Annotated in this window: 18 protein-coding genes; 11 read left to right on the top strand and 7 right to left on the bottom strand. The window is 72.3% G+C overall.

Annotated elements, in window-relative coordinates; genetic code table 11:
• The first annotated feature begins 17 nt into the window (after positions 1-17).
• From AB0F01_RS25740 to AB0F01_RS25705, 8 genes are all read left to right on the top strand, one after another.
• A complete protein-coding gene (locus AB0F01_RS25740) occupies positions 18-437 on the top strand; it encodes a (2Fe-2S) ferredoxin domain-containing protein (RefSeq protein ID WP_362100232.1) in 420 nt (139 codons plus the stop codon).
• A gap of 523 nt (positions 438-960) precedes the next feature.
• Positions 961-1,743, top strand: coding sequence for a CoA transferase subunit A (locus AB0F01_RS25735; protein ID WP_362100229.1), 783 nt, complete (start codon positions 961-963; stop codon positions 1,741-1,743).
• A 1-nt stretch (position 1,744) separates the two neighbouring features.
• Complete coding sequence (locus AB0F01_RS25730; protein ID WP_362100226.1) at positions 1,745-2,404, top strand: CoA transferase subunit B; 660 nt, start codon at positions 1,745-1,747, stop codon at positions 2,402-2,404.
• A gap of 231 nt (positions 2,405-2,635) precedes the next feature.
• A complete protein-coding gene (locus tag AB0F01_RS25725) occupies positions 2,636-4,171 on the top strand; it encodes a PHB depolymerase family esterase (protein ID WP_362100223.1) in 1,536 nt (511 codons plus the stop codon).
• Between the two features lie 303 nt (positions 4,172-4,474).
• Positions 4,475-5,686 carry a PP2C family protein-serine/threonine phosphatase gene (locus AB0F01_RS25720; RefSeq protein ID WP_362100220.1) on the top strand — a complete coding sequence of 404 codons (1,212 nt, stop codon included), beginning with the start codon at positions 4,475-4,477 and terminating at the stop codon, positions 5,684-5,686.
• Positions 5,687-6,132: 446 nt separating this feature from the next.
• Positions 6,133-7,668: a fused MFS/spermidine synthase gene (locus AB0F01_RS25715; protein WP_362100219.1), complete on the top strand. Its 1,536-nt coding sequence runs from the start codon at positions 6,133-6,135 to the stop codon at positions 7,666-7,668.
• 330 nt (positions 7,669-7,998) lie between these two features.
• Entirely contained in the window at positions 7,999-8,475 is a 477-nt protein-coding gene (locus AB0F01_RS25710) for an ATP-binding protein (RefSeq protein ID WP_362100217.1), read from the top strand.
• A gap of 212 nt (positions 8,476-8,687) precedes the next feature.
• Positions 8,688-9,278, top strand: a complete 591-nt coding sequence (locus tag AB0F01_RS25705) for a helix-turn-helix domain-containing protein (protein WP_362100214.1) — start codon at positions 8,688-8,690, stop codon at positions 9,276-9,278.
• A gap of 121 nt (positions 9,279-9,399) precedes the next feature.
• Here the strand turns inward: AB0F01_RS25705 and AB0F01_RS25700 are convergent, their stop codons facing one another.
• The 4 genes from AB0F01_RS25700 to AB0F01_RS25685 form a co-directional block, all read right to left on the bottom strand.
• The gene (locus tag AB0F01_RS25700; protein ID WP_362100212.1) at positions 9,400-11,652 is read right to left on the bottom strand and encodes a cytochrome P450; all 2,253 of its coding nucleotides are present in this window, start codon (positions 11,650-11,652) and stop codon (positions 9,400-9,402) included.
• An 18-nt stretch (positions 11,653-11,670) separates the two neighbouring features.
• Complete coding sequence (locus tag AB0F01_RS25695; RefSeq protein WP_362100210.1) at positions 11,671-12,885, bottom strand: serine hydrolase domain-containing protein; 1,215 nt, start codon at positions 12,883-12,885, stop codon at positions 11,671-11,673.
• Positions 12,886-12,917: 32 nt separating this feature from the next.
• A complete protein-coding gene (locus AB0F01_RS25690) occupies positions 12,918-13,730 on the bottom strand; it encodes an SDR family NAD(P)-dependent oxidoreductase (protein ID WP_362100208.1) in 813 nt (270 codons plus the stop codon).
• Positions 13,731-14,433: 703 nt separating this feature from the next.
• The gene (locus AB0F01_RS25685) at positions 14,434-15,660 is read right to left on the bottom strand and encodes an MFS transporter (protein ID WP_362100205.1); all 1,227 of its coding nucleotides are present in this window, start codon (positions 15,658-15,660) and stop codon (positions 14,434-14,436) included.
• Between the two features lie 230 nt (positions 15,661-15,890).
• Here AB0F01_RS25685 and AB0F01_RS25680 point away from each other — a divergent pair, with 230 nt between their 5' ends.
• Positions 15,891-16,214 carry an FAD-dependent oxidoreductase gene (locus AB0F01_RS25680; RefSeq protein ID WP_362100202.1) on the top strand — a complete coding sequence of 108 codons (324 nt, stop codon included), beginning with the start codon at positions 15,891-15,893 and terminating at the stop codon, positions 16,212-16,214.
• A 289-nt stretch (positions 16,215-16,503) separates the two neighbouring features.
• The gene (locus AB0F01_RS25675) at positions 16,504-17,013 is read left to right on the top strand and encodes a hypothetical protein (protein WP_362100199.1); all 510 of its coding nucleotides are present in this window, start codon (positions 16,504-16,506) and stop codon (positions 17,011-17,013) included.
• Positions 17,014-17,308: 295 nt separating this feature from the next.
• Here the strand turns inward: AB0F01_RS25675 and AB0F01_RS25670 are convergent, their stop codons facing one another.
• Together AB0F01_RS25670 and AB0F01_RS25665 are read right to left on the bottom strand one after the other, a co-directional pair.
• A complete protein-coding gene (locus AB0F01_RS25670) occupies positions 17,309-17,728 on the bottom strand; it encodes a DUF4259 domain-containing protein (RefSeq protein WP_362100197.1) in 420 nt (139 codons plus the stop codon).
• Between the two features lie 183 nt (positions 17,729-17,911).
• The gene (locus AB0F01_RS25665) at positions 17,912-18,913 is read right to left on the bottom strand and encodes a LacI family DNA-binding transcriptional regulator (protein ID WP_362100404.1); all 1,002 of its coding nucleotides are present in this window, start codon (positions 18,911-18,913) and stop codon (positions 17,912-17,914) included.
• Positions 18,914-19,304: 391 nt separating this feature from the next.
• Between AB0F01_RS25665 and AB0F01_RS25660 the strand changes: the two genes are divergently transcribed.
• Positions 19,305-21,137: a beta-galactosidase family protein gene (locus AB0F01_RS25660; protein ID WP_362100194.1), complete on the top strand. Its 1,833-nt coding sequence runs from the start codon at positions 19,305-19,307 to the stop codon at positions 21,135-21,137.
• 256 nt (positions 21,138-21,393) lie between these two features.
• Here AB0F01_RS25660 and AB0F01_RS25655 read toward each other — a convergent pair whose 3' ends face one another.
• Positions 21,394-21,633 (bottom strand): hypothetical protein, encoded by a 240-nt coding sequence (locus AB0F01_RS25655; protein ID WP_362100191.1) that lies wholly within the window; start codon positions 21,631-21,633, stop codon positions 21,394-21,396.
• Positions 21,634-21,641 lie beyond the last annotated feature (8 nt).

The raw sequence follows: 21,641 nt of genomic DNA, 5'->3' as shown, positions 1-21,641 counted from the left end.
AGGAGGGGTGGTTCGGCATGCTCGTTCGCAGGGAGGACGACGATCCGGGGCAGGAACAGGTGCCTCCGCGCCCGGCCGGTGAGGTTCCGTGCCGGATCGTGGTGTGCCGGGACTGCTGCTGCGGCACGGTGAAGGTGAGCGGGGACCACGCGGCCCAGACCGCGCGTCTGCGTACCGTGGCCCCCGTGCGGGTGTCCGCCTGCCTGGACGTGTGCGACCAGGCCAACGTCGTCGTCGTACAGCCCTCCTCCGCAGGACGGGCCGCCGGAGGCCGCCCGGTGTGGCTGGGACTGGTCAACGACCCGGCCGCGACCGAGGACATCGCCGGCTGGGTGCGTGCCGGCGGCCCCGGGGTCGCCCCGCTGCCGGACATCCTGGACCTCTACACCTTCACGCCGCCGCGCCGCCGCACCCCGGGGCCACCCCGTCGACGGTGACGCACAGCCGGCAGGTCGGTCTGCCGCCTGACGCACAGTCGGCAAGACGGTCTGCCGCGTGACGCGCAGCCGCCAGGGCGGGCTCCCGTCGTGGCGGGCTCCCGTCAGGAACGTGCCCGCGAGCGCGCCCGGGGGGCATCGCACCGGACGGCGGGGGAGGAGCGGACGCCCGTTCGCGAGCGAAGGGGACCGGGCGCCCGGAGGCCGGAGGTCCCCCGACCGCCCCAGGATGCCTGTAGGTCGTCGGACCACTCCAAGTCGGTTCACCGGCACCGGATGTGGGGTCGGCACCCATGGTGAGCCGGCCCCCAGCCCTCCGCCCCGGCGGCATACAGCGCCTTCGCGCCTGGCAGGCGACCACATATCGTCCCGGCGGACGGTGTCGTAGGCGCCCATACCGGTGGGCTTCCGAGCATCCCTAGAGTCGCGTCCATCGATGACGGAGCCGCGGCGCGCGGGTCTTCGGACCCATGCCGCCCGGCTGTTCGGGGGGCGTACCGCGCCCCTGACGGAAAGGGACCGTATGGGGCTGGACAAGGCGGTCGACAGCGCGGACGAGGCCGTGGCCGACATCCACCAGGGCGCGTCGCTGGCGGTGGGCGGCTTCGGACTGTGCGGCATACCGAGCGCGCTGCTCGCCGCGCTGCTGGAGCGGGACGTGGGCGGCTTCAAGGTCGTCTCCAACAACTGCGGGGTGGACGACTGGGGGCTCGGCCTGCTGCTGAGGGCCGGGAGGATCGCCCGCATGACCAGCTCCTACGTGGGCGAGAACAAGGAGTTCGCCCGCCAGTACCTCAGCGGGGAACTGGAAGTGGAGCTGGTCCCCCAGGGAACACTGGCGGAACGCCTGCGGGCCGGCGGGGCGGGTGTCCCGGCGTTCTACACGCCCGCCGGCGCCGGCACGCAGGTCGGGCAGGGCGGGCTGCCCTGGCGGTACGGTCCGGACGGCGCGGTCGCGGTCGCGTCGCCGGCGAAGGAGACGCGCGTCTTCGACGGCCGCGAGTACCTGTTGGAGGAGGGCATCACCACCGACTTCGCCCTGGTGCGGGCGAGTGTCGCCGACCGCCACGGCAACCTGGTGTTCCATTCCTCGGCCCGTAACTTCAACCCGCTGGCCGCGATGGCGGGACGCGTCACCATCGCCGAGGTCGAGCACCTGGTGGAGCCGGGCGAACTGGACCCGGACGCGGTGCACCTGCCGGGGATCTTCGTCCAACGGGTGGTCCGCGTCTCGCCCGACGACCCCACCGCCGTCCGGCGGATCGAACGGCGCTGCGTGCGCAGCGGCCAGGAAGGCGGTGCCTGACATGGCGCTCACCCGCGAGCAGATGGCGGCCCGGGCCGCCCGTGAACTGGCCGACGGCACGTACGTGAACCTCGGCATCGGCCTGCCGACGCTCATCCCGAACCACCTGCCGCCCGGTGTGGAGGTGGTGCTGCAGTCCGAGAACGGCATCCTCGGCGTCGGTCCCTACCCGCATGAGGACGAACTCGACGCCGACCTGATCAACGCGGGCAAGGAGACGGTCACGGTCCTGCCGGGGGCCTCCTTCTTCGACTCCGCGCTGTCCTTCGGCATGATCCGCGGCGGACACATCGACGCCGCGGTGCTCGGCGCCATGCAGGTGTCCTCCCGCGGGGACCTGGCGAACTGGATGATCCCGGGGAAGATGGTCAAGGGCATGGGCGGCGCCATGGACCTGGTGCACGGTGCGCGCCGCGTCATCGTGCTCATGGAGCACACCGCCAAGGATGGCAGCCCCAAGCTGGTCGACGCGTGCGACCTCCCCCTCACCGGAACCGGCGTCGTCCAGCGGGTCATCACCGACCTGGCGGTCGTCGACATCACCCCGGACGGCTTCGTCCTGGCCGAACTCGCCCCCGGTGTCGGGGTCGAGGAGGTGCGCGCCGCCACCGGCGCCGACCTGATCGTCCCCGCCGGACTCGGGACACCGGCCGGGGTCTGACTCCGAGGGCCTGCCCGGCACGATCGTCCGACAGGCCTTCCATCCGACAGGCCTTCTAGCAGACGGCATACGGCCGCACAACCCGTCCGGGTCAGCATCGGCGACACCCGGCTGTGGGGCTCACTCCCATACCGTTGCGCGTTGAACGACCCCTACGGTGCCGACACCGGGCCGCTCCTCACCGACCCACGCCCAGGAGCGGCCCGGTGTCCCCCGTACCGAGGAGCCGCCATGCGCACACCCTTCCGGGGCCCGGACGCCCCGCCGTTCCGTGTCCCCACCGCGACGCCCGCCGGTCCGGCGCCGAGAGCGGCACGCCGCACGTGGCGGGGACTGCTGTCCCGTCTCGTGGCCGTCGTCGCCCTGGCCCTCGCGGCCTCCCTGGCCGGCCCGGCGCCCACCGCGCAGGCCGCCGTCGGCCTGACCCAGGTCACCGGCTTCGGCAGCAACCCGGGCCGACTGAACATGTACGTCTACCGGCCCGACTCCCTGCCGGCCGACCCACCGGTCGTGTTCGCCCTGCACGGCTGCAGCCAGAGCGCCCAGCTGTACGCCGACAACTCCGGCCTGCCCGAGATCGCCGACCGGCACGGCTTCCTGGTGGTGTTCGCCGAGACCACCAGTGCCAACAACCTCAGCAAGTGCTTCAACTTCTTCGAACCCGGCGACAACCGCCGGGGACAGGGCGAAGCCGCGTCGATCCGGCAGATGGCCTCCCACGCCGTCTCCGCCTACGGCGCCGACCCCGACCGCACCTACATCACCGGTCTGTCCGCCGGTGGTGGCATGACGTCGGTGATGCTCGCGACCTATCCGGACGTCTTCCGCGCGGGCGCCGTCGTCGCGGGCCTGCCCCACGGCTGCGCCGACGACGTCATGGGGGCCTACACCTGCATGAACCCCGGCGTCGACCGCACTCCCGCGCAGTGGGCCCAGAAGGTGCGTGACGCCCACCCCTCGTGGTCCGGTCCCTGGCCGCGCGTGGCCGTCTGGCACGGTGACCGGGACACCACGGTCGTCCCGCGCAACGCGGAGGAACTCCGCGACCAGTGGACGGCGCTCCACGGCCTCCCGCAGACGCCGAGCCGCACCTCGGTCATCGGCCCCGACGACACGCGGCACGACGAGTACGTGGCGGCGGACGGAACGGTGGCCGTCGAGGTCAACCGGGTCCCGGGCATGGGCCACGCCACCCCGGTCGATCCGGGCACGGGGCCGGAGCAGTGCGGCAGCACCGGCACCGTCAACTTCGAGAAGTCGATCTGCTCCAGCCACTGGATCGCCCGGTTCTTCGGGCTGGACGGCTCGGACCCCGACCCCGAGCGGCTGCCCGCCCCGACCGGCCTGGCGACGACCGGCGTCACCGACACGAGCATCGGACTGACCTGGAACGCGGTCGACAGCGCAACCGGCTACACCGTGTACCGCGACGGCGCGCCGGTCACCACGGTGGACACCCCGTCCCACACCGACACCGGCCTCGCCCCCGGCTCCTCCCACACCTACTCCGTCGCCGCCCGCGACGCCGACGGCAGGGCGGGAGACCGCTCCACCCTCCTCACCGCGCGGACCACCGGAGCGACGGCGACCTGCTGGACGGCCACCAACTACGCCCACGTCCAGGCGGGCCGCGCCACGACCTCCGGCGGATACACCTACGCCAAGGGCTCCCAGGAGAACATGGGCCTGTACAACATCTTCGTGACCCACACCCTGAAGGAGTCACCCGCCGGCCACTTCAGCGTCGCGGACGGCAACTGTTCCTGATCCACCACCCGTCACGGCCGCACGGCCGGTGCGACACCCCGTGGGCCGTGACCCACTCCACGGTCCACGGGGTGCGCGCCACGCCCGTCCGCCCCGCTCGGCCCGCCCGACACCGCCCGTCGGCCACGGCAGCGCTCGCCGACGGGCGGCCGGCCGTGCTCGTCCGTCCCGCACCCGCCCCCGCCCCGCGCGCAGCACGGGCGGCAGGGCAGGACAGGAGGACAGGACAGGCCCACCCGCCCGACGCATCCGGCCCCCGACTCCTGGGCATCCGGTGAAAGGGAGAGGGACTGGGAGGTGCCAGTGGCACGTGATGAGGACTTGGGCCTGGACGAGGTGCTGTGGGCGGCGGAGGACGCCGCGCCGGTGGAGTCCGTGGACGTGGTGGCACAGAACCTGGAGAAGCGCTTCTCGGCGACCCAGGTGTCGTTCTGGCTCGTCGACATGCTCGGGCTGGAGGCCGTACGCCTGCCTCGGGCCGGCACCGCCGATCAGGCGCGGGGTGCGTCCGAGCGGCTGCGGCTGACCGGAAGCGTGTACGACGAGGTGCTGCGCTCGCAACGCCTGCATCACCAGCGCATCGACGCCGAACAATGGCGGCTGGTCGCGCCGGTGACCAACCGGGGCGACTGCGTCGGAGTCCTGGAGATGGTGGTCCCGTACGCGGACAGAGCGGTCCGGGAGGCGGTGGCACGGACCGCGCACGCGCTCGCCTACGTCGTGGTGACGGACCGCCGCTTCACCGACCTCTACCACTGGGGCCGCCGCACCAGCACGGTGAGCCTCGCCGCGGAGATCCAGCACCAGTTGCTTCCCACGGCCCCCTGCTGCGAGGGAGCCCATTTCACCCTGGCAGGCGGACTCGTCCCGGCCGACGACATCGGCGGCGACACCTACGACTACGCCCTCGACCAGGACGTCCTCCATCTGTCCATCACCGACGCGATGGGACACGACACGGCCTCCGCGCTGCTGGCCACCCTCACCGTCAACGCCCTGCGCGGAGCCCGCCGCGCGGGACGCTGCATCCTCGACCAGGCGTACACCGCCCACCGGGCGATCACCGACCACGGGATCGGAATGACCACCGGGCAGCTGATGCGGGTGAAGCTGCAGACCGGTGAGTGCGAACTCGTCAACGCCGGGCACCCCTGGCCCCTGCGCCTGCGCGACGGACGCGTGGAGGAGCCGCCCCTCAAGGTGAACCTGCCGTTCGGCGCGCCCGTTCCGGTCGCCTACGAGGTGCAGCGGTTCCGTCTGCGGCCGGGTGACCGGACCGTCCTGGTCACCGACGGCATGCGCGACCGCGCCGCCTCCGCCGTCGACCTGCCCGCCCTGATCCACGACACCCGTGACGAGCACCCCCGTGAAGTGGTCCGGGTCCTGACCCGGGCGGTCCACGACGCCTGCGGGGGGTCACTGCCCGACGACGCCACCACCCTGGTGCTGGACTGGCACGGCAGCGACTCGGGGCAGCGCCGCACGCGGTACGGCTCCAACGCGGACGGCAGGTGACCCGGGGAAACAACCGGTCGCGGTCGGGAGGGCGTACGCAGGTCGCACCCGGGTAGTCGTCGGACGTCGGGAAGGGCTGTGACACCTGGGGAGGTCGAAGCAGCCCTTCCCTCCTTGCTTCGCCGGGGCACCGGGGTGCCGCACCGTGGAGCGGCACTCGTCATGGACTGGGGGACAGGGGGAGGGAGCGTCAACGCCGTGGAGCAGGACCGTCCACGCGTCCGCGGCGGCTGCCGTCGCCGACGCGCGCGCCGGCCGGGACGGACCGGGCCCCGGACAGCTCACGCCTCCCGGCCCCGCAACGTCCTCCGGCCGCAGGGGAGATGGACCCCGTGGTCGACTCGCCGAGAAGCCGCGCCAGGCATCCGGCGGGTGCCGGCCGGGCGGGGGTCACGAGTTGCCGCGGCGTCCCCCGGCGGACCGTGCCGCGTGCGAGGATGTGACGCGTGACCGGACCGTCTGCGCCGCCCGTTGCCGAGGCCACGTCTCGCCCCTCCGGTCCGGGTCCCGGGGCCGCCACCGCACTCGTGTTCGGTTCGTCGGCCGCGGTGCTGGTGGTCGAGGTCGTCTCCCTGCGACTGCTCGCCCCCTATCTCGGCCTCACTCTCGAGACCAGCACCCTGGTGATCGGCATCGCCCTCACGGCGATCGCCCTCGGTTCCTGGATCGGTGGCCGGATCGCGGACCGGGTCGATCCGGCGCGTCTGCTGTCCCCGGCGCTGGGCCTGTCCGGTGCGGTCGTCGCACTCACGCCGGCCGTGCTGCGGACCACGGCCGAATGGGCACCGCCGTTGCTGTTCCTCGTGGCGGCGCTCACCATCCTCGTTCCGGGCGCGCTGCTCTCCGCCGTGACACCGATCGTCACGAAGATGCGCCTGACCAGCCTCGCCGAGACCGGCACGGTCGTCGGCCGCCTGTCCGGGGCGGGCACCCTCGGCGCCATCGTCGGCACCGTCGTCACCGGGTTCGTCCTGGTGTCCCGGCTGCCGGTCAGCGCCATCCTGATCGGACTCGGAAGCGCGCTCGTGGTGGGCTCGGCGCTGGTCGAGTGGCGCACCCGCGGCTGGCGAGGCACGCCCGCCCTGGCACTCGTGGTCGTCGCCGGAGGACTCGCCACGGCGGTCGCCCCCGGCGGGTGCGACGCGGAGACCAGGTACCACTGCGTACGGGTCGTCACCGACCCCGACCGCGACAGCGGCCGCACCCTCGTCCTCGACGGGATCCGGCACTCCTACGTCGACCTCGACGACCCGACCGTCCTGAAGTTCACGTACGTACGAGCCATCGCCTCGGTGGCCGACGCCGCGTTCCCCGAGAAGAAGCCGCTCACGGCCCACCACCTCGGTGGCGGGGGCCTCACCCTTCCCCGCTACCTCGCCGCCACGCGCCCCGGGACCCGCAGCCTGGTCTCGGAGATCGACAGCGGTGTCGTACGCATCGACCGCGAGCACCTCGGCCTCGCAGCGGGATCAGGCATCGACGTGCGGACGGAGGACGGCAGGCTGGGCCTGCGGCGCCTGGCCACCGACAGCCGTGACCTGGTGATCGGCGACGCCTTCGGGGGCGTCAGCGTCCCCTGGCACCTGACCACGGCGGAGGCGATGGCCGAGGTGCGGCGGGTGCTCGACGGCGACGGCCTCTACGTCGCCAATCTCATCGACCACGGCGAGCTTGCCTTCGCACGCGCCGAGGCGGCGACGCTCGACGCCACCTTCGAGCACGTCGCACTCCTCGGTGAACCGGCCGACCTCGGGGTGGCCCCGGGCACGGACCCGGACGGCGGCAACCTGGTCCTGGTCGCCTCCGACCGCGAAGTCGACCTGAGGGCGGTCCAGAAGCAGCTGGACGCCCGCGACACCGGCTGGACGACCGTGACCGGCGACGACCTCACCTCCTGGATCGGCGACGCCCCGCTGCTCACCGACGACCACGCACCCGTGGACCAGCTCCTCCAGCCGTACGGGTGCGGAACCAGCCGCTGAGGCGGCGCAGCCCCGCCCCGCACGGCGACCCACCCCCGCCCCCACCGCCGGCGCACCGGACCGCGCCGGAAGCCTGATCCACGGACGGGACCGCACGGACGAGGAACCCTTGAGGGAGCCGGACCCGGACCGGGACCCGGAGGCGGCGCGCGACGGGCCCCTCCCCGCCGGTGGCCGCCCCCGGCGCCGTCGCTCTCTGTAACGACTCGCCTCTTCCCCGCGGTGCACCGCACAAAGAGTCACAACGGTGACCTGCCCGCTGGAGTGCCCCACGTTTTCAGGGGCACCAGCGGTGGGTGAGCAATTGCGCTTCGGAAGTGAGGCGAGTCCGTGGACTCTGCTGCCCAGAACGCGGACCGGACTCCGGGTGCCGTCGGCCCCATCGCCGTCTCCCGGCTGTTCCAGGGGCCGGCGGGGATCGCGGAGGCCCGGGACATGGCCCGTGACTTCCTGGAATCCGTCAGGGGCGCGGCGGGACCGCCCCTGACGGCCGACGCCGTGGGCCTGGTGCAGCTGGTGGTGAGCGAACTGGTCACCAACGCCCGCAAGTACGCGCCCGGCCCGTGCCTGCTGGATCTGACCCTGCGGGACGGAACCGTGCAGGTCGGCGTATGGGACAGCAGCAGCACGCTGCCGTCGGCGCGGGAACGGGACCCGAGCCGGATCGGTCAGCACGGGCTGGAAGTCGTGAAGGCTGTCTGCCGCACCCTGCACACCCGCCGCGAGGGGACGGGCAAACGCATCACCGCGTTCATCCCGCTCTCCGGAGAATCCGCCGGACCCGACGCGGACCCGGAGACGTCGTGACGCAGCGTGACGGGCGTCGTCCGCCGGCCCGGCGCGCCATCCCGCCCGGGGAGGCGTACGCCGCCTACGCCGAGGACGTCCGCCGAGGGTGCCGCGGAACGGCTGAGCCGGACCACTAAACTGCTCGGACATCCCGTAGACCCGCAGACCCGCGCTGACCGCCAGGAGTGTCCCGTGCCGTCCTGCTCCGCCTCGTGAGCCCGGAACTCCCCATGGCGACCAACCGAACGGCCAAGAGCGTGGCCACCCGGCAGCGATTCGTCGACGAGGCGCTGCGCCTGTTCAAGGAACAGGGCTACGAGCGCACTTCCATGGCCCAGATCGCGACCGCGGCCGGCAGCAGCCGGGCCAACCTGTACCTGTACTTCAACAGCAAGTCGCAGATCATCCGGGCCCGCATGGCCGAGATCGAGACCGAGGTGGCCGAGCTCTACGCCGTCCTGGACGGCATGCCCGAGCACACGCCCGCCGCCCTGCGGCAGTGGCTGGCCACCGCGCGGGAGATGTGGATGCGCTACGCCACGGAGTTCGAGGCAGTCAACCAGGCCATGGCCATCGATCCGGACGTGCTCGAGGAATGGCTGGGCCTGATCCGGCGGGTCACGTCCGCCCACGCGTCGCTCCACCTGCCCGGTGCGACCCCCGAGGAGCGGGGGGAGCGCGAGGTGCACATGACGACGCTGATGATGAGCCTGGAGCGGAACTTCTACTTCATGTACATCCGGGGCCACAAGGAACAGGAAGAACTCATCCTCACCTCCCTGGCCCGGCAGTGGGCACGGATGTTCGACGCAGAGGACTGACCGATAGCTGACCGCGAGCTGCCCCCGGGGTGACCGCGGGCCGGAACGGTCCCCCGTCCGGGGCACCCGGCGGACGGGCGCCCCGGACGGGGGAGAGGCGGACCGGGCCCGCGGCGCGGCGTCAGCCGCCCAGCACCAGGCGCGGGCAGTCGCCCGCCGCGCGGGACACGCAGATCAGCATGGTCCGGCCCGCCTCCTGTTCCGACGGGGTGAGGATCGAGTCACGGTGGTCGGCCCGGCCGGACACGATGGGCGTCTCGCACGTACCGCACGTCCCGGTCTTGCACGACGACACCACCGAGAGGCCCGCCCGCTCCGCCGCCTCCAGGATCGACTCGTCCGCGCCCACCTCGACGACCCGGCCCGACTCGGCGAACTCCACCTCGAACGGCGTGTCGGGGACCGTCCGCACCACGGGTTTCGGGGCGAACCGCTCCAGGCGCAGGGAGTTCTTCGGCCAGTGGGCGGTGTTCTCCTCCACGGCCCGCAGCAGCGGCTCCGGACCGCACGCGTAGACGAGCGTCCCCTCGCGCACCTCACCGAGCAGTCCCGGCAGGTCGATCAGCCCGTGCTCGTCCTGCGGGACGAGGGTGACCCGCCCGCCGTGGGCGGCCAGCTCGTCGCGGAAGGCCATCGACGCCTGCGTGCGTCCGCCGTAGACGAGGTCCCACTCGGCGCCGGCCCGCTCCGCCTCCCGGATCATCGGGAGGATGGGGGTGATGCCGATGCCGCCCGCGATGAACAGGTAACGGGGCGAGGGCAGGAGCCGGAAGTTGTTGCGCGGCCAGGACACCGTGACCCGCGACCCGACCGTCAGCGCGTCGTGCACCGCGGCCGAACCTCCCCGGCCGCCCGGCTCCCGCAGCACGCCGATGCGGTACGACGTGCGGTTCTCCGGGTCGGACGACAGCGAGTACTGCCGCACCCACGGTTCCCCGTCCGGACCGGGCACGTGCACGTCGACATGGGCCCCGGCCTTCCACTGCGGCAGCTCCCCTCCGTCCGGGTGGCTCAGGTCCAGCGCCACCACCCCGTCCGACGCCTCGACCCGCCCGGTCACCTCCAGATTGAGGGTGCGCACGGTCCGCGTCCGCGAACGCTCGACGTCCGCGAGATCCCAGTGCACCTGGAGGGAGCGCCGGACCGGGAGGAGCGCCATCCGCAGGAAGTCCAGCTCGTCCGTGTCGTCCGGGCGCAGCGACGGCAGCCGCTCGAACAGCACCCGCAGCCCCGTCGCGCCCTGCACCCGGGCCAGCGGGTTGCCCAGGCAGGTGTGCCGGCCCGCGGTGAAGGCCAGGTGATCGGTGGGGTCCGGACGGTGGATGTCGAACTCGAAGGGCCGGTCGACGTGATCGGGATCGGTGTTGGCGGAGGCCAGCGCCACCCACACCATGTCACCGGCGGAGATCCGCACACCGGACAGCTCCACGTCCCGCGTCACCCGGCGGGAGGTGAACGTCGAGGACGGACGCCGGCGCAGCGTCTCCTCGAACACCCGCGGCCACAGCTCCGGTTCGGCGAGCGCGTCCTGGAGCGCCTGCGGGTTCTGCGACAGGAAGATCACCGCGTTGGTCATGGCCTGCGCGGTGGTGTCCGTGCCCGCCGCGGCGAACTCCGAGACGTGCAGGGCGATCTGCGGCGTCGGCAGCGCGTACGAGCCGTCCTTCGTCCGCGCGGACGCCATCACCGAGATGATGTCGTCGGCGGTCGACTCGCGCCGCTCCTCCACGATGTCCCGCAGCTTCAGGTTGGCCGCCACGAAACGGTCCCACACCTGCGACCGAGCCGGCTCCGGCAGCGGCTCGTGCGCGGAGGACAGCACCGCGAACAGGTCGTCGCGCAACTGCCGCAGCATCGCCTCGTGTTCGTAGCCCAGCCCCAGCAGCGCCATGATGGTCTGCGTGGTCAGCTCCAGCGAGTACTCCTCGAGCAGGTTCGCCGAGCCGTTGTTCTCGAACCGGTCGATGATGCGGTGCGCCCGGGCCTCGATCTCGGGCTGGAGCCGGTCCATGCGCTCCTTGACGAAGCCGAGCTGCGCCACGGACCGCGTCTCGGTGTGCCCGGGCGGATCCTGACCGACGATCATCTTCGACACGAGGTCCGGGGGATAGATCTCCCGGTGCCGAGCCGGTACGTCCGCGGCCGAGTTGGAGGCCGAGGAGTAGGTCTGCCAGTCCGACAGGACGGTGAGACAGTCCTCCCGCCGCGTGACGATCCACGCGTTCAGGTGCGGGTACCAGAACACCGGCGAGGTGTCCCGGACCGCCGCCAGGTGTCCGGCCGGGTCGCGGTAGTAGTCGTCCCCCATCGCGTCGAAGCCGTGGGCGACGGGACAGCGGCCCATCGGACGGGCCTCTTCCTGCATGGACGTCATGGCCTGGTCCTTTCGCGGTCAGACACGGGTGGCCGCGGACGCGGCGATCGAGGACAGCTTCTGGAAGCGGGCGACGTTGTCCCCCTCGTCCATCACCCCGGAGGACAGGAAGCAGAAGGACATGCCCGAGACGGGGTCCACCCACAGCAGGGACGAACCGGCGCCGTAGGAACCGAAGGTGCGCGGCGAGACGAACGGGCCGAAGAACCGGGCGTGCGTCCCGGTGCCGGCGAGGGCCATGCCCAGGCCCATGTTGCCCGGCGGCAGGTCCCACTTGCGGGCGGCGGCGACCATCCCGTACAGGTCGTTGATCTGGTCGCCGGTCTGGTTGGTGGTGGCGAAGTCCAGCACCGGCTCGCCGATGAGCTGCTCCCCGGACGCGGTGCGCCCCTTGTTCCGCAGCATCTCCGTGAACGCGAAGACGTCGTCGATGGTGGACACCGCGCCGACCCACGGCATCTCCGCGTCCTCGCGGTCGATGACGTCGTTGAGGCACTCGATGTCCTCGGGCTTGAGCCAGGAGTCGTTGGCGACGATGACCTTCAGCGGAACGCCCCTCTCGCGCCATTCGGCGGGCATCCCGAACCTGGTGTGGTCCATCCCGACCGGGCCGAAGACCTTCTCCCGCATCAGGTCGCGGAACGAGTCGGCTCCGTAGGCGCGCCGGGCCATCTCGCCCATCAGCGCGTGGTTGATGGCGGCCGAGTAGTTCAGATCGGTGCCCGGCTCGTGCACGACGTCGACGCCGGCGAGGGCCTCGATGACGTCGGCGAGTACGGCGAACCCCTCGGGACCCAGGCCCGGGTTGGGCGTCGCGGGCATCCCGGCCCGGTGCGTGAGCAGGTGGGCGAGGTTGATCCGGTCCTTGCGGGCGGCACGGAACTGCTCGGCGCCGAAGAACTCGGGGATCAGGTCGACGACGCGGGTCGACAGCATCAGCCGGCCCTCGCTGAGGGCCCGGAGGACCAGGGCGTTGGTGAAGCCCTTCGACATGGACAGGATGCGGTAGACGTCGTCGCGCCGGGTCGGCCGGCCGGTCCCGGTGTCGGCCAGGCCGTAGGTGCCGCGCAGGGCGATCCGGCCGTGCCGGGCGACGATGACGTTGGCCCCGTGGTAGGCGCCGCCCGCGATGTCCGCGCGGATCGTGGCGTCCAGGACCTCGAGGAAGCGGCGCTCGACGCCGGGGGTGTCGGTGAGGGCGACCGTGTGCTCCGGTGCCGTGGTGTGCTGCACGGGATGTTCTCCGTCCGGGAGTCGAGGGGAGGTCAGAGCATGAGGGCGCCGCCGGAGGGCGCCAGCGTCTGACCGGTGTAGTGACCCGCCGCGTCCGAGGCGAGGAAGAGGACGGTCCGGCCGATCTCCTCGGGTTCCGCCAGGCGCTTCAGCGGCTGGAGGGCGAGCAGCGCCTGGACGTGGTCGTCACCGGACGCCGTGAGCATGGCGGTGCGGATGCCCGCCGGGGCCAGCGCGTTGACCCGGATGCCGAAGGGGGCCAGCTCGGCCGCCACCGCCTTGGTGAGACCGACCACCGCGGCCTTGGAAGCCGGGTAGTAGGCGGGCATCGGCAGGCCGATGAGTCCCGCCACGGAGGCGAAGTTGACGATGGAGCCACTGCCGCTCTCCTTCATGAGCGGCACCGCGGCGCGGATCGTGTAGAAGGTGCCGTTGAGGTTGATCGCGACGACGCGGTCGAAGTCCTCGTCGGAGATGCCGTCCAGGAATTCCGGGTGGTAGGTCTCGCCCGTCTTGAAGGACTCGGTCATCCGCTGGTTGATGCCGTCCACCCACGCCTGCTTGGCCTTGTTCGGCGTGGCGACACCGGCGGCGTTCACCAGGACGTGCAGCCGGCCGTGGTCGGCGCGCACCCGGTCGAAAACCCGCTGGACGGCGGCGGAGTCGGAGACGTCCGCGGCCAGACCCACGACCCGGTCCAGCCCGGCGAACTCGCGGTCCAGGTCCTCCTGCCGCAGATCCATTCCGTACACGGTGGCACCGGCTCCCGCCAGGGCCTTCACGGCGGCCAGGCCCATGCCCGAGGCCGCTCCGGTGACGACCGCGATCCTGCCGTCGAGTTCCATGGTCGATCCCCTCGTCGTTGAGGTGTGACGTGCCGCAGCAGGGCACGCACGTCGTGCCCGTCGGCGAAGAAGTCCGGCCAACCTAACCAGGAATTTGACACCTGTCTAGATTTGATTGCAGGGGAATTCACGCCGGGAGATCACGGGGCGGTGGGGCCGAGTCCGGCCGGAGAGCGGCACGGCTGGATGACGGAGCGTGACGACCGGCCTCTCGTCACGAGACGTCGGCGCGCACGCCGTCGCGCTTCCGCCGCAGGTCATGAGGGTGCCCGGAACCTGCGGCCGCGCATCGCCGGGAGTAGGCGCCTCACCGGGGGTGCGGGCGGGAGCGGGGGCGGAGGACGGGGTACGGCTCGTGGGCGGGGGCGGGGGCGGGGGCGGCCCGGGGTTCGGGGCCCGCGGCCACGGCTCGGGGCCGGTCGGCGGGGGAGGACGGAGGGGAGCCGCCGGCCCTGCTCCGAGGACGCGTGCTTCGCGTGGCCGCTGTCGAGACGCGGCCGGGGCCTGCGGGGCGGAGGGCCCGCCCGTCGCGCCGGCGGTGTCCGCCGGGTCCGCCCGGCGCACGGGCCCCGGTCGGGGAGGGGAGCCGGGCAGGGACGGTCCAGGGCCGGCGACAGTGCCGGGCCGGGGTCGGGCCGGGCGGGGAAGCGTGGACCGGCGGGCCACGGGGCGGGCGGCCCGCCGCGCCGGGAGGACGCCGGGGTCAGTCGGACCGCTGGGCCGACCCGACCTTCTCGGCCCCCGCCGAGGGGATCGCCCCGGACACGGTGACGACGTCCGAGCGGCTGCCGTCCCGGTTCATCAGACCGCCCACGACCGCCAGGCCGAGCCCGGCCACGGCCAGGGCGGCGCCGACCAGGGCGGGGGAGGTCCAGCCCCAGCCCGCGGAGAGGGCCAGGCCGCCGAGCCAGGCGCCACCCGCGTTGGCCAGGTTGAAGGCCGAGTGGTTGGAGGCCGCCGCCATCGTCGGGGCGTCCTTCGCCTTGGCCATCAGCAGCATCTGCACCGGCGTGGTGATGAAGGAGCCCAGCGCACCGATGAACGTGATGGTCACCAGTGCGGCCCAAGTGGTGTGCACCGTGAAGGAGAACGTCACCAGCGCGGCGGCGAGCAGGGCGAGCCCCGCGTACAGGGTGGGGCGCAGGGCGCGGTCCGTGAGCGGACCCGCGATCAGGGTGCCCAGCGTCATGCCGACGCCGTACAGCGCGAGCACCAGGGTGGTGGACGTCTCGGAGATGCCCGTCACGTTCGTCAGGATGGGCACCAGGTAGCTGTAGACGGCGAAGAACCCGCCGAATCCCACCACGGCCACGGCCAGGCCGACCGCGACGTGCCGGTTGCTCATGGCCCGCAGCTCGCGTCGGGCGCCCGACTGCCGGCCGCGCGGCTGGTGGGGCACGAAGAGGGCCAGCGCGGCGAGGGCGGCGAGACCGATCACAGCGATGGCGAGGAACGCGGACCGCCAGCCCAGCTGCTGGCCCAGGGCAGTGCCTGCCGGCACGCCGACGATGTTGGCGACGGTGAGCCCGAGGAACATGCGTGAGACGGCACGGGCGGCCCGGTCGGGCGCGACGAGCCGGGATGCCACGACGGCGCCCACGCCGAACAGTGCCCCGTGCGGCAGCCCCGTCAGGAAACGGGCACCGAAGAGCAGACCGTACGAGGGGGCGAGGGCGGAAGCGACGTTGCCCACCACGAACAGGCCGGTGAGCAGCAGCAACAGCCGCTTGTGGGGGATGCGTGCCCCGATGCCCGTCAGAACGGGAGCGCCGATGACGACGCCGATCGCGTACGCCGACACGAGGTTCCCGGCGTCGGGCACCGAGACGCCGACCCCGTCGGCGATCTGGGGCAGCAGCCCCATGGTGGCGAACTCGGTCGTGCCGAGGCCGAACGCGACGACGGCCAGAGCCAGCAGGGCCAGTGGCATGGTGCGAAGAAACCTTTCACTCACAGCGGGCCGGATCGAGGGAAGGGCGGAACGATCCCGTCCCCTCTGCTCGAGGCCGGTCGCGCTGAGCACCATTGCCCGGCGCAGTCCGTCCCGGGACAGGGCAGACCCATGGCAGGGTAAACCCCCGAGAGGGAGAGCAACCGCACCGGACCGGACATTCCAAGATCGGACCGCCGCGTCCGTGACCTGCGTCACCCGAGAACGCCATGGAACAGAACACCCACACCGGCCGTTGGTGGGGCGCCGACGACGACACCATCACCCGGGAAGCCATCACCACCACCGCAGCCGTCTTCCCGGGCATCCCCCGTACGGTCCTGACCAGTCGTGTCAGCCGGCGCGACCCGGCCCTGGTCGTCCGTCCGCCCGGTGGCTACGCGGCCCTGCGGGCCTTCAACGCCCGTCGACGCACCGCAGATCCCCGCATCCAGCTCGCCGGTGACTACTTCGGCCCTTCCAGCACCTACGGAGCCCTCCGCTCGGGCGAACACGCCGCCACGAGGCTCCTGGAACACCTGTCGCTTCTCTGACCGCCCACGCCTGGAGCAGAAGCACGAGCGGGTGGCGACGGCGGACGAGGACGGAGGGGCGTCCGGGCGTGGCGGGGTGTGGTGACCATGTCCGCGCCCATACGCCCCTATACGCCCCGGTGCGAGATCGCGCGCCTCCTGTCCACGCTGCACTCCACGACACGGTGGGCGGCCGGTGCCCCTTTCCGGTCGTGTCCGATCCGGCGTCGTTGACGGCCCACGACGAGCGTGCGAGCGTTCCCGCGGCCCGCCCCACCCGGGGCGGGCGAGGAACCGGGGAGGACACACGATGACGACCACCACCAGGCGCCCAGGCCCGTTACGCGCACGTGCCGCGCTGACCGCCGTCGCCGTCACAGCGGCGGCGGGACTGCTGGCCGGCACGGCGGGAGCGGCCACCGCCCAGGCGCAGTCGGCCACCGTCGAGCGGGCGGCGACCGAGCGTGCCGTACCGGCCGCCGCGCCCGAGACCGACCCCACGCCGGAGGAGCAGCAGCGCCTGAGGGAGATAGCGGGCGCCATCTGGTCGCCCCAGCTCGCGGCGGGCTGGAACATGAACAGTGAGGTGGAGGCAGTCCTCTCGACGGCCACGGGCGAGATCCTCAAGTGTTCCGAGGCCTTCGCCCTGGTGCCGCGCCCGCCGGCGTTCTTCCCCGGGCCGAGCTACCTGCGCCAGTACTGGAAGCAGATCCGGGACTACTTCCTCGTGGTGAAGGACAACCGCACCTATCGCGTGTGCGTGGTGGCGACGGCGGCGAACTACCGCTCGGCGATCGAGATGGCCTCGATGGGCATCTGACCTGACGTCGAGGGGTCCGGCCCCGTCGTCCCGGAGCCGCCGGGGACGGGGGGACGGGGCCGGAACAGCTGCCGGTCGGGTGCCGTGTGGTGCAGGCCGCAGACTGGCCGTACGGCGGCCGACGGCCATGACCGGACGTCGGCCAGGCCCGCCCTGACGACGGCTGCGCCCCGCACCGGCAGGGCTCCGCACCGCCACCGGGCCCACCACCGGCTCCTCCGACGTCGTTGCCCCTGCACCTTGCAGGTGAGGATCCGGCTATGTACGGGACCCGCACAGGGCCGGACCTCGTGTCTCAGCCCTGATCGCTCTGCGACGGTGACCCGAGTGCGTTCCGCAGGTCCCGCATGCGGGCGCGCCAGGCATCGCCGCCGCCCGCGTCGTCCCAGAGCCACAGCAGTTCGGACGGTTTGGTCATCGCGCGGTCGAGGGCGCGGACGGCGAGGTCGCGCATGACGGTGAGGTCGGGAAGCGGTTCCTTGGGGCCGTACGCGTATCTGACCGGTTCGCCCTGCGGACACTGTGCGGCGACGAGGGCGGCCGCGGCGACGGCTTTCTGGGCGTCGTGGGCATCGAGATAGTCGTCGGTGCCGATGACGCCCGTCAGGGTGGTGCGGACGAGGCCCGCCCGGGCGTTGGCGTCGGTGTCGTCGAGGGTGCCGCTGAAGTCCGCCGCCGCGTCGTTGTCGAAAGGTCCGGCGTCCCAAGTGCCCATCAGATCCCCCTGTGGTGTGGTCGGTGGTGGCAGGCATCCTGTCAGCTGCCACCGACAACGCCCTGCCGGGAGGGAGGACCGGAGCCGGCCCGCGCGCCGGTGAGCCGGTGGGGGCGGTCGCCCGGCCCCAGGTCCCCAGGTCCGAGGAGACCGTCCGTGCACGGGAAGGAAGGCCGGGACCGGTCAGGGAGCGCCGGTGGGAGTGCGGGGCGGGGCGGTGCTCGACCGGACCACGAGGCGCGGTTCCACCGTCGGCGGTTCCGGCAAAGTGTCGGGCGCGGTGATGGACCGCAGGAGATGCGTCACGGCCAGCGCGCCCATCTCGTCGAACGGCTGCGCCACCGTGGTGAGCGGCGGTCGGCCGTACTCGGCGAGCTCGATGTCGTCGACACCGACCACCGAGATGTCCTCGGGGACCCGGCGACCCGTCTCGTGCAATGCCTTGAGCACGCCGAACGCCATCTCGTCGCCGGCGACGAAGACGGCGGTGACGTCCGGGACGCGCCCCAGGACCAGGCCGTTGCGGTAACCGGACGCGGGGGACCAGTCGCCCTCCAGCACGGGCGGCACGGGGCGCCCGGCCGCCTCCAGGGTGAGGCGCCACCCCTCCCGCCGTTCCATGGCTTCCAGCCATTCCGCGGGACCGGCGACATGCCATACGGAGTGGTGTCCGAGGTCGAGCAGATGCCGAGTGGCCAGTCCCGCGACGCGGACCTGGTCCATGGCCACCACCTCCGTGGCCGCGGTGCGGGACCCGTCGACGGTGACGGTGGGGACCGACTCCGTGAGCTGCTCGATCCGACGGTTGGTGTGGATCAACGGCACGGCGAGGACGACACCCTCGACGTCCTGGTCGGCGAGCCGCGACAGCGCGGCTTCGACGGCGGAGGTGTCGAGGGACGGGGTGGTGGCGACGCTGACCGTGTACCCGGCCGCCAGGGCCGCGTTCTCGATCCCGGAGGTGATCCGCCCGCCGGAGGAGGAATGGTTCCGCATCGTCACGACACCGATGGTGCGGCTTCGGCCGGAGGATAGTACGCGGGCCGCGTTGTTGCGTCGGTACCCCAGCTGCTCGACGGCCGCCAGGACCCTGGCGCGTGTGCGCTCGTGGACGTTCGGGTGACCCGACAGCACCCGGGACACCGTTTGCGCGGACACCCCGGCGACGCGCGCCACGTCCGCCATTCCGGGTGGGCGCTTCGCGTCGGCAGGCCGCTTCACCGTGGCTCCTCTCTTGCCGTGCGAGAGCTGATGATAGCGCTAACACTCGGTTCCAGGACCGTCCCGCTGTATCCAGGGCGAGCGAGCCCAGGGCAAGTCCAGAGCAGGCGCACAGCAGGCCCAGAGCAAAACCCGGTAGCCGCATACTGAATAACGGCCCAGGACCATTGGCAGCGATCACAACGTCTGGGATAGTCGGGCTGTGCCGAAAGGTTTCCGATGGGGCGCCGGTTGGTTACCGATCGGTTCACGCCCGAGCGCCTGCGGCTGCTCCCACGGCGGCCGCCACGGCCCCTGCCCCGAGCCCTGGAAGAGGAGTTGTGACCAGATCACTCACCCGGTTCGGAGCCGAGTCGTGAGCACGCCAGGAGTGCCCGCCGTGCCGGACCACCCGGTCCGCCGGGCGCCGGCCGCCCTCACCCACGCGGACGGCGCACTGCTGCGCGAGGGACGGCCGCACCGTGTCCTGGCCGGCTCCCTGCACTACTTCCGCGTCCACCCCGGGCACTGGACCGACCGGCTGCGCCGGCTGGCTGCCCTCGGACTCAACACCGTCGACACCTACGTGCCCTGGAACTTCCACGAACGTACCCAGGGCGAGGTGGACTTCGAGGGCGGACGCGACCTGGAGCGCTTCCTCCGGCTCGCCCAGGACGAGGGCCTGGACGTCATCGTGCGACCGGGTCCGTACATCTGCGCGGAATGGGACAACGGCGGTCTGCCCGCCTGGCTCACCGACACCCCCGGCATGCGGCTGCGCACCTCCCACCCGCCCTTCCTGCACGCCGTGCAGCGATGGTTCGACGTGCTGATTCCCCGCGTCGCCGCCCTCCAGCACGGCGAGGGAGGCCCGGTCGTGGCCGTCCAGATCGAGAACGAGTACGGCAGTTACGGCGACGACCACGCCTACGTCCGCTGGGTGCGGGACGCGCTGATCGAGCGGGGCGTCACCGAACTGCTCTACACGGCCGACGGCCCGACCCCCCTGATGCAGGACGGCGGCTCCCTGACCGGGGAGTTGGCGACCGCCACCTTCGGTTCGAAGCCCGCCCAGGCGGCGGAGCTGCTGCGTGAGCGACGTCCGGGTGAGCCGTTCTTCTGCGCCGAGTTCTGGAACGGATGGTTCGATCACTGGGGGGAACCGCACCATGTGCGGTCCCCCGACAGCGCCGCGGACGCTCTGCAGGGCATCCTCGACGAGGGCGGCTCGGTGAGCCTCTACATGGCGCACGGCGGCACCAACTTCGGCCTGTGGTCGGGCGCCAACCACGACGGCGAGCGGATCCAGCCGACCGTCACCAGCTACGACTCGGACGCGCCGATCGCCGAACACGGGGCCCTGACCCCCAAGTTCTTCGCCATGCGGGACCGGCTGACCGCCGTCACCCCCGCCGTGGCCGCCCGTCCCGTCCCCGCCGACCCGCCACTGCTGACACCCCGGTCCCTGGAACTCACCCGGCGAGCGGCGCTGCTCGACGGACTGCGCGCGGCATCCGAAGCGGTACGCGCACCGGTGCCGCTCAGCTTCGGGGAACTGGGACAGGCGGCCGGACTCGTCCTCTACACGGCCGAACCACTCCTCCCCCCGGGCCCCGTCGAACTGTCGGTGCGGCAACTCCACGACCGCGCTCAGGTGTTCGTCGACGGAAAACCCGTGGCCGTCCTGGACGCCGACACCACCTCGGTCACCGTCCAGGGCACCGGACGCCGCATCCGGCTGGACCTGCTGGTGGAGAACCAGGGCCGGATCAACTACGGCCCCCTGCTCGGCCAGGGCAAGGGCATCCTCGGAGGCGTGCTGGTGGACCGCCGGCTGGTGCACCAGTGGACCATGCACCGGCTGCCCCTGGACGAGTGGACCCGGCTGGACCTGGCCCGAGCCGTCTCGGCAGGCTCCTCCGACGGGCAGGCGGGCTTCGCCGAGGCCGTGCTGCACGTGGACGAGCCCGCGGACACCTTCGTGGCCCTCCCCGGCTTCGGCAAGGGGTTCCTGTGGATCGACGACACCCTGCTGGGCCGCTACTGGGAGATCGGCCCGCAGCGCACGCTCTACCTCCCCGGACCGCTGCTGCGCCCCGGCCGGAACATCCTCACCGTTCTCGAGACGCAGCGCTTCGGCGACCGGATCACCCTCCACGACCGCCCCGACCTCGGCCCGCCGGAGGAGTACATCGAGACCTTCGACTGACCACGACGACGACCACGACCACGACCACGCGCACGCCCACGCCCACGCCCACGCCGTGATCGTGGCCGATTCCGCGGCGGTTTCCGTGCCCGCCCTCGACGGCGGACGTGGCGACGAGCCGACGGAGCGGTTCGGGAGTCTGCGCCCGGTCACCTGGACGCCGACGCCCGCCCGCGACGGCCGGCCCCGTTCGGCCCTGACTCCGCCCGGCGGCCGGTCCGGCACGGTGATCCGGCGGGCGCCCGTGGCCCGGAGGTCAGTGAGGTGACCAGCCGGTCGCCTTCTTCCAGACCGAACTGCGAACCGAGGTGATCGGTACCTGCTCCGGTACGTACTCGTCGCAGCGCTCGTTGTGGCAGGGGCCTGCCCTCCACGAGGGGACGAAGACCCCCATGGTCTTGTGTCGTTCCACCACGGCATCCACCGGCTGCTTGCAGGAGCGGCAGGCGAATGCGGGCGGCGCGGTCGGCTCGGACTGCTTGTTCTCATCATCCATGACGAGGT

This window comes from Streptomyces sp. NPDC029526 (assembly GCF_040637405.1).
Taxonomy (GTDB): domain Bacteria; phylum Actinomycetota; class Actinomycetes; order Streptomycetales; family Streptomycetaceae; genus Streptomyces.
The sequence above is the reverse complement of the archived record's forward strand: the minus strand, read 5'-3'. Positions and strand labels throughout refer to the sequence as shown.